The following is a 13,361-nucleotide window of genomic DNA, read 5'->3' on the forward strand; positions in this document are numbered from 1 at the left end:
TGTCAATTTATATAGGTTTGCTTTTGATGGATGCTCAAAATAACAAGACAGCAATAAATTCCTTTTTCAGAGGAAGTGAGAAAAATCCCGGTTAATGCTATTTGATTAATTTATAAGTTCTGATACTCAATCCTGAGGTCTCTTTTGCCGGACATTGTTAACGAGCGCGCTGTTGGTAATTCTGCCGTTCACGCATAATAATGTGTTCACTGAATGTATCTGGCTCTTGGGCCGAGGGGTTAGAAGGATGAAACCATTTCGTTTGGCGGCGCTATCTCTGGCGCTACTTACTGCGTTATCGTTGACCGGCTGCGATGACAGCGGCAAACCACAGGCGGCTGCCCCAGCGGCCTCCACGGCGGCGGATAAAGACAATGCGAAACCGGACAGCGCCCAGTTGGCGGCGCTGGCGGAAAAAAGCAAAGGCAAGGCGCTAACGCTGCTGGATGCCTCGGAAGTGCAGCTTGACGGCGCGGCGACGCTGGTGCTGACTTTTTCTATCCCTTTACAGCCGGATCAGGATTTCTCCCGCAGCGTACATCTGGTCGACAAAAAGAGCGGCAAAGTGGACGGTGCCTGGGAGCTGGCGCCAAATCTTAAAGAGCTACGGTTGCGCCATCTGGAGCCAAAACGTGAGCTGATTGTTTCGGTGGACCCAACCCTGGCGGCGTTGAATAAAGCGACTTTTGACAGCAGCTTCGAAAAAACCATTACCACCCGCGATATTGCCCCAAGCATTGGTTTTGCCAGCCGCGGCTCGCTGCTGCCGGGGAAAGTCGTTGCCGGGCTACCGGTGATGGCACTGAATGTTGATAACGTCGACGTGAACTTTTTCCGCATCAAGCCGGAATCACTCTCCGCTTTTGTCAGCCAGTGGGAATACCGCAATTCGCTGAGCAACTGGGAGTCGGATGAGCTGCTGAAGATGGCCGATCTGGTCTATACCGGCCGTTTCGACCTCAACCCGGCGCGCAATACTCGCGAAAAATTGCTGCTGCCGCTGGCGGATATCAAGCCTCTGCAAGAGCCGGGCGTCTATATTGCGGTGATGAATCAGGCGGGCCACTATAACTACAGCAACGCCGCGACGCTGTTCACCCTCAGCGATATCGGCGTATCCGCACACCGTTACCACAACCGGCTGGATGTCTTTACCCAGAGCCTCGAAAACGGTGCTGCGCAGTCCGACATTGACGTTCAGCTGCTGAATGCCAAAGGGCAAACCCTGGCGCAAGCGAAGAGCGATGCTCAGGGACACGTCACGCTGCAAACTGATAAAGACGCGGCGCTGCTGCTAGCGCGCAAGGACGGACAAACTACCCTGTTGGACCTCAAACTCCCGGCGCTGGATCTGGCGGAGTTTTCGATTGCCGGAGCGCCGGGCTTCACTAAGCAACTGTTTATGTTCGGCCCGCGCGATCTCTATCGACCGGGCGAAACGGTGGTTCTCAACGCGTTATTGCGCGATAGAGACGGCAAACCGCTGGCCGAGCAGCCGGTGAAGCTGGAAGTGGTGCAGCCGGACGGCCAGGTGATTCGTTCGACGGTAAGCAAGCCCGTTAACGGGCTGTACCAGTTTACGTATCCGCTCGATAGCGGCGCGGCAACCGGGATGTGGCATATCCGCGCCAGCACTGGCGACAACCAGCCGCGCGAGTGGGATTTCCACGTTGAAGATTTTATGCCCGAGCGCATGGCGCTGAACCTGACGCCGCAAAATGCGCCGATTGCTCCCGCTACTGATGTCAGTTTTGCCGTGACCGGCGCTTATCTGTACGGCGCGCCGGCCAGCGGCAACCAGCTACAGGGCAAGCTGTTCCTGCGCCCGCTGCGCGATGCGGTGCCAGCGCTGCCGGGCTTCCAGTTTGGCGATATTGCCGAAGAGAACCTTTCCCGCAGCCTGGATGAAGTACAGGCCACGCTCGATGAGCAAGGTCATGCGCAAGTGACCACCGCCAGCCAGTGGCAGGAGAGCCACTCGCCGCTGCAGGTAATTTTGCAGGCCAGCCTGCTGGAATCTGGTGGCCGCCCGGTAACCCGCACTGTCCGGCAGCCAATCTGGCCTGCCGACGCGCTGCCGGGCATTCGTCCGGAATTTGCCCTGAAAGAGATATACGACTATCGCACCGACAGCACCATCAAGCAGCCGGTGGTGGATGAAAACGGCAGCGCCGCGTTTGAGATCGTCTATGCCGATGCCAAAGGCGAGAAAAGGGCGGTCTCCGGGCTACAGGTCAGGTTGATCCGCGAGCGCCGCGACTACTATTGGAACTGGTCTGATAGCGAAGGCTGGCAGTCGCAGTTCGATCAAAAAGATCTTCAGGAAGGAGAGGAGTCGCTGGATCTGCCCGCTGGGCAGACGGCGAAAGTGAGCTTCCCGGTTGAGTGGGGCTCTTATCGACTGGAGGTCAAAGGGCCGGACGATGTTGTCAGCAGCGTGCGCTTCTGGGCCGGATACAGCTGGCAGGATAACAGCGATGGCCAGGGAGCCGCACGCCCGGACCGCGTCACCATGAAGCTGGATAAACCAGCCTATAAACCGGGTGACACTATCAAGCTGCACATTGCCGCGCCGGCAGCCGGTAAAGGCTATGCGCTGGTGGAATCAAGCGAAGGGCCGCTGTGGTGGCAGGAAATTGACGTTCCGGCGGAAGGCATGGATTTGTCGATTCCGGTGGATAAAGCCTGGAATCGCCACGACCTGTATCTCAGCACCCTGGTGATTCGTCCGGGGGATAAATCACGCTCCGCGACGCCAAAACGGGCAGTGGGTCTGTTGCATCTGCCGCTTGGTGATGAAAATCGCCGTCTGAATCTGGCGCTGGAAGCGCCGGATAAAATGCGCCCGAACCAGCCGCTGACGGTTAAGGTTAAAGCCAGCGTCAAAGAAGGCGAGACGCCAAAGCAGGTTAACGTCCTGCTCTCCGCCGTGGATAGTGGTGTACTCAATATTACCGACTATGCGACGCCGGATCCGTGGAATGCTTTCTTTGGCCAGAAGCGCTACGGCGCAGATATTTACGATATCTACGGTCAGGTCATTGAAGGACAGGGGAGGCTCGCCAGCCTGCGCTTCGGCGGCGATGGTGATGAACTCAAGCGCGGCGGTAAACCGCCGGTCAATCATGTGACGATTATCGCCCAGCAGGCGCAGCCGGTGGTGCTGGATGAGAAAGGCGAAGGCACGGTAACGTTGCCGATTGGCGATTTTAACGGCGAACTGCGGGTGATGGCCCAGGCGTGGAGCGCTGATGATTTCGGCAGTAGTGAAGATAAAGTGATCGTTGCAGCGCCGGTAATTGCCGAGCTGAACATGCCGCGCTTCCTCGCCAGCGGAGATACTACTCGCCTGGCGCTGGATCTCAGCAATCTGACCGACAAGCCGCAAACGCTCAACGTTGCGCTGAACGCCAGCGGTCTGCTCCAGCTTGAAGGCGGGGAAGTACCGCCGGTACAGCTGGCTCCTGGCGCGCGCAGCACTTTGTTTGTGTCCGTTCGCGCGCAGGACGGTTTTGGCGACGGCCAGGTGAACGCCACTATCAGCGGTCTGAACCTGCCTGGCGAAACCTTCACCCCGATGCAAAAACAGTGGACGCTGGGCGTGCGTCCGGCGTTTCCGGCACAAACCGTGAATTCCGGCGCGGTATTACAGCCCGGTGAAAGCTGGCAGGCTCCGGTGACGCAAAGCCAGGGCTTCTCGCCCGCCACGCTGCAAGGGCAACTGGTATTCAGCGGTAAGCCGCCGCTGAATCTGGCGCGCTATATTCGTGACCTCAAAGCTTATCCCTACGGCTGCCTGGAGCAGACCACCAGCGGGCTGTTCCCGTCGCTCTATACCAACGCCGTCCAGCTAAAAGCGTTGGGGATCAGCGGAGACAGCGATGAAAAACGGCGCGCGGCGGTGGATATCGGCATTTCGCGCCTGCTGCAAATGCAGCGCGATGATGGCGGTTTCGCCCTGTGGGATAAACAAGGACCGGAAGAGTACTGGCTGACCGCTTACGCGATGGACTTCCTCGTGCGAGCGGGAGAGCAGGGCTATAGCGTGCCGACGAATGCTATTAACAACGGCAACCAGCGCCTGCTGCGTTATTTACAGGAACCGGGGCTGATGACCGTTCGCTATAGCGATGATGCCCAGGCCAGCCGCTTTGCTGCTCAGGCCTATGCTGCGTTGGTGCTGGCGCGGCAGCAAAAAGCACCGCTCGGCGCGCTGCGCGAAATCTGGAATCGCCACGAGCAGGCGCGTTCTGGTCTGCCGTTGTTGCAGTTAGGCGTTGCGCTGAAAGCGATGGGCGATGCGCCTCGCGGTGACGAAGCTTTGAAGCTGGCAATGTCTACGCCGCGTCAGGACGCAAATCGCTGGCTTGGCGACTACGGTAGCGAGCTGCGCGACGATGCGCTGAAGCTGGCGTTGCTGGAAGAGAACAAGCTGCTGCCGGAGGCGCAAAACAGGCTACTAAGCAACCTGGCGGAAGAGGCTTATGGTCAGCGCTGGCTCTCAACGCAGGAGACCAACGCGCTATTCCTTGCCGGGCGCTCGTTGCAGGACGTTCCTGGCAACTGGCAGGTACAAACCTCGCTGCAGGCCGAACCGCTCTCCGGTGACAAAGTGCAAACTCGCAACCTGATCGGCGACCAGTTGGCGGCGCTGGAGGTGACCAACACCGGTCAACAGCCGCTGTGGCTACGTCTCGACAGCAGCGGGTATCCGCAGAGCGCTCCACAGCCTGGCGGTAACGTGCTGGGTATTGAACGGCAAATTTTCGATACTCAGGGTCAGCAGAAATCGCTCTCTTCACTGCGCAGCGGCGAGCTGGTACTGGTGAAGCTGGAAGTCACAGCCAAACGCAACGTACCGGACGCGCTGGTGGTCGATTTACTTCCGGCAGGGCTGGAGCTGGAAAACCAGAATCTGGCCAACAGCAGCGCTAGCCTGCAGGAGAATGGCGAGGTGGTGCAGAATCTGCTCAACCAGATGCAGCAGGCGGATATCCAGCACATTGAATTTCGCGACGATCGTTTTGTCGCTGCGGTGGCTATCAACGAAGGACAGCCTGTGACCCTGGTTTATCTGGCGCGGGCGGTGACGCCGGGGACTTATCAGGTTCCGCAGCCGCAGGTGGAGTCGATGTATGTGCCGCAATGGCGGGCAACCGGCGTGGCCAGCGGCCCGCTAACCGTCACCCCGTAAATGCGCGGATTGAGTGGTATAAAACGCCGCTGGCGCTGGCTGGCGGCGTTCTTTTTTCTGCTGTGGCTTGCGGTGCTGGCGGCTGACAGACTATGGCCGCTGCCGCTGCATGAGGTTACGCCCGCAAGGGTTGTGGTGGCGGAAGACGGGACGCCGTTGTGGCGCTTTGCCGATGCGCAGGGCGTCTGGCGCTATCCGGTGACGCTCGATGACGTCTCAGCGCGCTATTTGCAGGCGCTGATCCAGTACGAAGATCGCTGGTTCTGGGATCATCCCGGCGTCAATCCCTTTTCTATCGCGCGTGCCGCCTGGCAGGATCTGACCTCCGGTCGGGTGATCTCCGGAGGCAGTACGCTGACCATGCAGGTGGCGCGTCTACTCGATCCTCATCCGCGTACTTTCGGCGGCAAGCTGCGCCAGTTATGGCGGGCGCTACAGCTGGAGTGGCATCTGTCGAAAAGCGATATTCTCACGCTATACCTCAACCGGGCGCCGTTTGGCGGCACGTTACAGGGCATTGGTGCGGCGAGCTGGGCCTACCTGGGTAAACCGCCCGCGCAGTTGAGTTACGGCGAAGCGGCGCTGCTGGCGGTACTGCCGCAGGCACCAAGCCGTCTGCGTCCCGATCGTTGGCCCGAGCGGGCTCAGGCAGCGCGCGATAAAGTGCTGCTGCGGATGCAGAGCCAGGGCGTGTGGCCTGAAAAACCGGTGCGTGAAGCTATCGAAGAGCCAGTGTGGCTCTTTCCACGCCAGATGCCGCAGCTGGCGCCGCTTTTTTCCCGCCGCGCGCTGGCGAGCAGCCGTGAAGATAAGGTAGTGACGACGCTGGATGCCGGGCTACAGCGGCAACTGGAAGATCTGGCGTTAAACTGGAAATCGCGCCTGCCGCCGCGCAGCTCGCTGGCGATAGTCGTGGTCGATCATACTAATATGAAGGTGCGCGGCTGGGTGGGATCGGCGGATATTACAGATGATAGTCGCTTTGGTCACATTGATATGGTGGCGGCGATTCGCTCACCTGGTTCAGTACTTAAACCATTTGTTTATGGCATGGCGCTGGATGAGGGGCTGATTCATCCGGCTTCTTTACTGCAGGACGTGCCGCGTCGTTTTAGCGACTACCGGCCGGGCAATTTTGACAGCGGTTTTCATGGGCCGGTGAGCGCCAGCGAAGCGCTGGTTCGTTCGCTGAACCTTCCGGCGGTGCAGGTACTGGAGGCCTACGGGCCGAAGCGGTTTGCCGCTAACCTGCGCAACGCTGGTCTGCCGCTGATGCTGCCAGCGGGCGCGGAGCCGAATCTGTCGCTGATCCTCGGCGGCGCCGGGGCGAGGCTGGAGGATATCGTGGCGGCGTATAGCGCATTTGCCCGTCACGGCAAGGCCGCGCGCTTACGCATCACACCGAACGCCCCGCTAGTGGAAAGACCGCTACTGTCGCCGGGCTCAGCCTGGATTGTGCGGCGTATTCTTGCTGGTGAAGCGCAGCCTGTTCCTGATGCATCGCTGGTGCAGGTGGTACCGCTGGCGTGGAAAACCGGCACCAGCTACGGCTATCGCGATGCCTGGGCGATCGGCGTTAATGCCCGCTACCTGATCGGCATCTGGACCGGGCGACCCGATGGCACGCCGGTGGTCGGGCAGTTTGGCTTCGCCAGCGCGGTGCCGTTGCTTAATCAGGTGAATAATATGCTGCTGGCGCGACCCGCGATGGGCCGCGGCGGATTGCCGACCGACCCGCGTCCACCGTCGGTCAGCGCCGGGAACATTTGCTGGCCCGGCGGGCAGCATCTAGCGTCAGGAGATGCGAACTGTCGCCGACGGTTGGCAACCTGGCTGCTGGATGAGAGCCAGCCGCCGACGCTGCTGCTGCCCGGTCAGGAAGGGATTCGCGGTATTCGTTTCCCGGTATGGTTGAATGACAAAGGGCTGCGGGTGACGGCAGATTGCCCCGGCGCGGTGGCAAAAAATATCGACGTCTGGCCGCTGCCGCTCGAACCCTGGCTCCCTGTTGGAGAACGGCGTCGCGCCAGACTGCCTGCAGTATCGGCTGATTGTCCGCCAGTACAAACCGCGGACCCCGCGCCGCTGGTGCTATCCGGCATTCGCGAGGGATCGGTGATTAAACGCCTGCCCGGTGAGCAGAAGGTTATGCTACCGCTGCAAACGACCGGCGGGGAAGGGCGGCGCTGGTGGTTTCTGAACGGCGAACCGCTGGCGGTGGAAGGCGTTAACGCAACCCTCAGCCTGGAACGCCTCGAAAATTATCAACTGGTGGTGATGGATGAGGCCGGGCAAATTGTTGCCGCGAATTTCACCGTACAATAAGCGGAGCTGTCATAGATTGGTCGGATTTGTTGTTTAAGGTCGCTTTTTTTTAAAAAAATGTTACCTAAACACATAGGCAACCGCTGTAGATGATGATTATAATTCGCGCCGTATTTATCTGCTCATCTGCAAAACAGAACAACACATATAAGAGGTTATCATGGCTATTGAACGTACTTTTTCCATCATCAAACCAAACGCGGTGGCAAAAAACGTTATTGGCGGCATCTTTTCTCGCTTTGAAGCTGCAGGGTTCAAAATTGTCGGCACCAAAATGCTGCACCTGACCGTTGAGCAGGCTCGCGGTTTTTATGCTGAGCACGAAGGTCGCCCATTCTTCGACGGCCTGGTTGAATTTATGACTTCCGGCCCGATTGTCGTATCCGTGCTGGAAGGCGAAAATGCGGTTCAGCGTCACCGTGATCTGCTGGGCGCAACCAACCCGGCGAACGCGCTGGCAGGTACCCTGCGCGCTGACTACGCTGATAGCTTCACCGAGAACGGCACCCACGGTTCTGATTCTGTTGAATCTGCTGCGCGCGAAATCGCGTTCTTCTTTGCGGAAGGCGAGGTTTGCCCGCGCACCCGCTAATCCTCGTCGTCTTTTCGACCGTCGCGGTGTTGGCTGCGCGCGTTCACCCCGGTCACATAGTTATCTATGCTCCCGGGGCTTAACTAGCTTGCCGCCTTGCGACAATCGAAAAGCCATAGAGGATTAAGTATGTGGTTACGATTTTTTTATCATTGACTGCGTGCAAGCGTGGTATTGATGCGCCAGACTTTGTAGAATACAGCGCCCCGGACGAGCAGTTGCTCCCGGGGCGTTTCTTTTTCAACCCTCCAGGGGCCATAACGTGTAATAACGAGGCCGGGATCAATTATGTCTGAACAAATAGTCACACCTGATAGCGCCGCTCTGACGGTGCCGAACAAAGATGCCAAAATCAACCTGCTGGATCTGAACCGTCAGCAGATGCGCGAGTTTTTCAAAGATATGGGCGAAAAGCCTTTCCGCGCCGATCAGGTGATGAAATGGATGTATCACTACTGCTGCGATAACTTTGATGAGATGACCGACATCAACAAAGTCCTGCGCGGCAAACTGAAGGAAATCGCGGAGATCCGCGCACCCGAAGTTGTTGAAGAGCAGCGCTCTAGCGATGGCACTATCAAATGGGCGATTGCCGTTGGCGATCAGCGCGTTGAAACCGTGTATATCCCGGAAGACGATCGCGCCACCCTGTGCGTCTCTTCCCAGGTTGGTTGTGCGCTGGAGTGCAAATTTTGCTCTACGGCGCAGCAGGGCTTTAACCGTAATCTGCGGGTATCGGAAATTATCGGCCAGGTCTGGCGCGCGGCGAAAATTGTCGGCGCGGTGAAGGCAACGGGCGTGCGTCCGATCACCAACGTGGTAATGATGGGGATGGGCGAACCGCTGCTGAACCTGACCAACGTGGTTCCGGCGATGGAAATCATGCTCGACGACTTCGGCTTTGGCCTGTCCAAACGTCGCGTGACCCTGTCGACTTCAGGTGTGGTACCGGCGCTGGATAAGCTTGGCGATATGATTGACGTTGCGCTGGCGATCTCCTTGCACGCGCCGAACGACACCATTCGTGACGAAATCGTACCGATCAACAAGAAATACAATATCGAGACCTTTCTGAACTCGGTGCGTGGCTACATTTCGAAGTCCAACGCCAACCAGGGCCGCGTGACTATCGAATACGTTATGCTGGATCACGTCAATGATGGTACCGAGCATGCGCATGAGCTGGCCGAGCTGTTGAAAGATACACCATGTAAGATCAACCTGATCCCATGGAACCCCTTCCCGGGGGCGCCGTATGGCCGTAGCTCCAACAGCCGTATCGACCGTTTCTCCAAAGTGTTGATGGAGTACGGTTTTACCACGATTGTGCGTAAAACCCGTGGCGATGACATTGATGCCGCCTGCGGCCAGCTGGCGGGTGATGTCATCGACCGCACCAAGCGCACGCTGCGTAAGCGTATGCAGGGTGAAGCGATCGACGTTAAGGCAATCTGATAAATGATGCAGCGCGCAACCCGGGTCGTGCGTTGCATATTTATGTTGAATAGCCGGGCGAAATACACTGGTTTGGTTAATAATTACGGTGCGTTTTTGTCGACTTTGAGGCAGTATGTAGCGGTACAACAACCGCTTAGCATTCAATATTGATAAGTCTCTGTGATAGTACGTCATACGGCCTTATACTGTTTGTCTGACGTTGAGCAGATGTCTCGCGGCGCGGGGTTACCGGCGCTGAACTTTAAATTTCACGTACCAGTAATTGTAGCGAATGAATACTGAAGCCACTCAAGACCATCAAGAAGCAAACACCACGGGCGCGCGTCTGCGTACGGCCCGCGAACAACTCGGACTCAGCCAGCAAGCGGTGGCAGAGCGCTTATGCCTGAAGGTTTCCACGGTTCGTGATATTGAAGACGATAAGGCCCCAGCCGATCTAGCTTCAACCTTCCTGCGCGGCTATATCCGTTCTTATGCTCGCCTTGTGCACATTCCCGAAGAAGAACTGCTGCCAATGATGGCGAAACAGGCTCCCATTCGCGCGGCAAAAGTTGCGCCGATGCAGAGTTTCTCGCTGGGCAAACGTCGTAAAAAGCGTGATGGCTGGCTGATGAGCTTTACCTGGCTGGTCCTGTTTGTGGTGATCGGACTCAGCGGCGCCTGGTGGTGGCAAGACCACAAAGCGCAGCAGGACGAGATCTCCACCATGGCCGATCAATCTACCGCTGAGCTGAATTCTGGCGATAATAATAGCCAAAACATTCCTCTGGATAATGATTCGGCGAATTCTGCACCGGACGCTGTTGCTAACAGCGCGCCGGTAGAGACTTCTACTGCGCCAGCGGCGTCAACCCCGGCTCCGGCCCCGGTAGATAACAACGCCGTTGTTGCGCCTTCTCAGGCGAATGTCGACACTGCGGCAACTCCAGCGCCTGCAGCGGTAAATCCAACCTCTCCACTACCTACCGATCAGGCAAACGTGGCCGCTACGGCGGCTTCAGCTCAGGATCTGGTGCTGAACTTCTCCGCTGATTGCTGGTTGGAAGTGAGTGATGCTACCGGTAAAAAGCTGTTCAGCGGTTTGCAACGTAAAGGTGGTAACCTGAATCTGAGCGGTCAAGCACCTTATAAGCTGAAAATTGGTGCACCGGCTGCAGTACAGATTCAGTATCTGGGTAAACCCGTCGATTTGAGTCGTTTTATCAGAACTAACCAGGTTGCGCGTCTGACCCTTAATGCCGAACAATCACCGGCGCAGTAACAGACGGGTAACGCGGGAGATTTTTCATGCATAACCAGGCTCCGATTCAACGTAGAAAATCTAAACGAATTTACGTTGGGAATGTGCCGATTGGCGATGGTGCACCTATCGCCGTACAGTCGATGACCAATACTCGCACCACTGACGTGGCGGCGACAGTCAATCAAATTAAAGCGTTAGAACGCGTTGGCGCAGACATTGTCCGTGTTTCCGTGCCGACAATGGACGCGGCTGAAGCATTCAAGCTTATCAAACAGCAGGTTAATGTCCCGCTGGTTGCCGATATCCACTTTGATTACCGTATTGCGCTGAAGGTTGCGGAATACGGCGTCGATTGCCTGCGTATTAACCCAGGTAATATCGGTAATGAAGAGCGTATTCGCATGGTAGTGGACTGTGCTCGCGATAAAAATATTCCCATTCGTATCGGGGTGAACGCCGGTTCTCTGGAAAAAGATCTCCAGGAAAAATATGGTGAACCGACGCCGCAGGCGCTGCTGGAATCTGCCATGCGTCATGTCGATCATCTCGATCGTTTGAACTTTGATCAGTTCAAAGTCAGCGTAAAAGCTTCCGATGTATTCCTGGCTGTTGAATCCTATCGTCTGCTGGCGAAGCAGATCGATCAGCCTCTGCACCTGGGGATCACCGAAGCCGGTGGCGCCCGCAGCGGTGCGGTGAAATCGGCTATTGGCCTCGGTTTGCTGCTTAATGAAGGCATTGGCGACACCCTGCGTGTTTCGCTGGCGGCGGATCCGGTTGAAGAGATCAAAGTCGGATTCGACATTCTGAAGTCTCTGCGCATTCGCGCGCGCGGCATTAACTTTATTGCTTGCCCAACCTGCTCGCGTCAGGAGTTTGACGTTATCGGCACCGTTAATGCGCTGGAGCAGCGTCTGGAAGATATCATTACGCCGATGGATATTTCGATCATTGGCTGCGTGGTAAACGGTCCTGGTGAGGCGCTGGTATCTACGCTCGGCGTAACCGGCGGCAATAAGAAAAGTGGCCTGTACGAAGATGGCGTACGTAAAGACAGGCTGGATAACGACGATATGATCGATCAGTTAGAAGCGCGTATCCGTGCCAAAGCATCGATGCTTGATGAAGCGCGTCGTATCGATATTCAACAGGTTGAAGCAAAATAACGTGTTGGGAAGCGATACGCTTCCCGTGTATGATTGAACCTGCGGGCGCGAGGCGCCGGGGTTCATTTTTGTATATATAAAGAGAATAAACGTGGCAAAGAACATTCAAGCCATCCGCGGCATGAACGATTATCTGCCGGGCGAAACCGCTCTCTGGCAGCGCATTGAAGGCACACTGAAGCAGGTGCTCGGTAGCTACGGTTACAGCGAAATCCGTATGCCGATTGTAGAGCAGACCCCGTTATTCAAACGCGCGATCGGTGAAGTCACCGACGTGGTTGAAAAAGAGATGTACACCTTTGAGGACCGCAATGGCGATAGCCTGACGCTGCGTCCGGAAGGTACGGCTGGCTGCGTACGCGCCGGTATCGAACATGGTCTCCTGTACAATCAAGAACAGCGCCTGTGGTACATAGGGCCGATGTTCCGCCATGAGCGTCCGCAAAAAGGGCGCTATCGCCAGTTCCACCAGATTGGCGCGGAAGCGTTCGGTCTGCAGGGGCCGGATATTGATGCTGAACTGATTATGCTGACCGCTCGCTGGTGGCGTGAGCTCGGTATCTCCAGCCATGTTGCGCTGGAGCTGAACTCCATCGGTTCGCTGGAGGCTCGCGCCAACTATCGCGATGCGCTGGTGGCTTACCTTGAGCAGTTTAAAGATAAGCTTGATGAAGACTGTAAACGCCGCATGTACACCAACCCGCTGCGCGTACTGGATTCCAAAAACCCGGACGTACAGGCGCTGCTGAACGACGCGCCAGCGCTTGGCGACTATCTTGACGAAGAGTCTAAAGAGCACTTCGCCGGGTTGTGCGCTCTGCTGGATGCCGCCGGTATCAGCTATACCGTGAACCAGCGCCTGGTGCGTGGTCTCGACTATTACAACCGCACTGTGTTTGAGTGGGTAACGACCAGCCTTGGTTCACAGGGCACTGTTTGTGCCGGGGGCCGTTATGATGGTCTGGTTGAGCAACTTGGTGGTCGCGCAACCCCTGGCGTGGGTTTTGCTATGGGGCTGGAACGTCTGGTTTTACTGGTCCAGGCAGTAAATCCGGAATTTAAAGCAGATCCTGTTGTCGATATATACCTGGTAGCCTCCGGAACCGATACCCAGTTTGCTGCTATGCGTCTGGCTGAACAGGTTCGCGATGCGTTACCCGGCGTTAAGCTGATGACCAACCACGGCGGCGGCAACTTCAAGAAGCAGTTTGCCCGTGCGGATAAATGGGGCGCTCGTATTGCTCTGGTGGTGGGTGAGTCAGAAGTCGCTGACGGAAACGTGGTAGTGAAAGATTTACGCTCAGGTGAGCAAACTACCGTAACGCAGGATAGCGTTGCCGCGCATTTGCGCACACTTCTGGGTTAATCTCCCGGGAATCATTA

Annotated in this window: 7 protein-coding genes; all 7 read left to right on the top strand. The window is 56.9% G+C overall.

Annotated features, from left to right (window positions below; genetic code table 11):
• The first annotated feature begins 247 nt into the window (after positions 1-247).
• Positions 248-5,194, top strand: coding sequence for an alpha-2-macroglobulin family protein (locus ACMYSL_RS07850; RefSeq protein WP_434662088.1), 4,947 nt, complete (start codon positions 248-250; stop codon positions 5,192-5,194).
• Positions 5,195-7,519, top strand: a complete 2,325-nt coding sequence (gene pbpC / locus ACMYSL_RS07855) for a peptidoglycan glycosyltransferase PbpC (RefSeq protein WP_434662090.1) — start codon at positions 5,195-5,197, stop codon at positions 7,517-7,519.
• A 160-nt stretch (positions 7,520-7,679) separates the two neighbouring features.
• Entirely contained in the window at positions 7,680-8,111 is a 432-nt protein-coding gene (ndk, locus tag ACMYSL_RS07860) for a nucleoside-diphosphate kinase (protein ID WP_004114414.1), read from the top strand.
• Positions 8,112-8,399: 288 nt separating this feature from the next.
• On the top strand, positions 8,400-9,566 hold the full coding sequence (locus ACMYSL_RS07865; RefSeq protein WP_112215468.1) for a bifunctional tRNA (adenosine(37)-C2)-methyltransferase TrmG/ribosomal RNA large subunit methyltransferase RlmN: 1,167 nt from the start codon (positions 8,400-8,402) through the stop codon (positions 9,564-9,566).
• Between the two features lie 274 nt (positions 9,567-9,840).
• Complete coding sequence (gene rodZ / locus ACMYSL_RS07870; RefSeq protein ID WP_182240395.1) at positions 9,841-10,830, top strand: cytoskeleton protein RodZ; 990 nt, start codon at positions 9,841-9,843, stop codon at positions 10,828-10,830.
• A gap of 26 nt (positions 10,831-10,856) precedes the next feature.
• Positions 10,857-11,978, top strand: a complete 1,122-nt coding sequence (ispG, locus tag ACMYSL_RS07875) for a flavodoxin-dependent (E)-4-hydroxy-3-methylbut-2-enyl-diphosphate synthase (protein WP_142513075.1) — start codon at positions 10,857-10,859, stop codon at positions 11,976-11,978.
• Between the two features lie 91 nt (positions 11,979-12,069).
• Positions 12,070-13,344, top strand: a complete 1,275-nt coding sequence (gene hisS, locus ACMYSL_RS07880; RefSeq protein ID WP_182207542.1) for a histidine--tRNA ligase — start codon at positions 12,070-12,072, stop codon at positions 13,342-13,344.
• The last annotated feature ends 17 nt before the right edge of the window (positions 13,345-13,361 follow it).

Origin of the sequence: Klebsiella sp. MISC125 (assembly GCF_051131775.1) — a bacterium.
In the GTDB taxonomy this organism is placed as follows: Bacteria; Pseudomonadota; Gammaproteobacteria; order Enterobacterales; family Enterobacteriaceae; genus Klebsiella.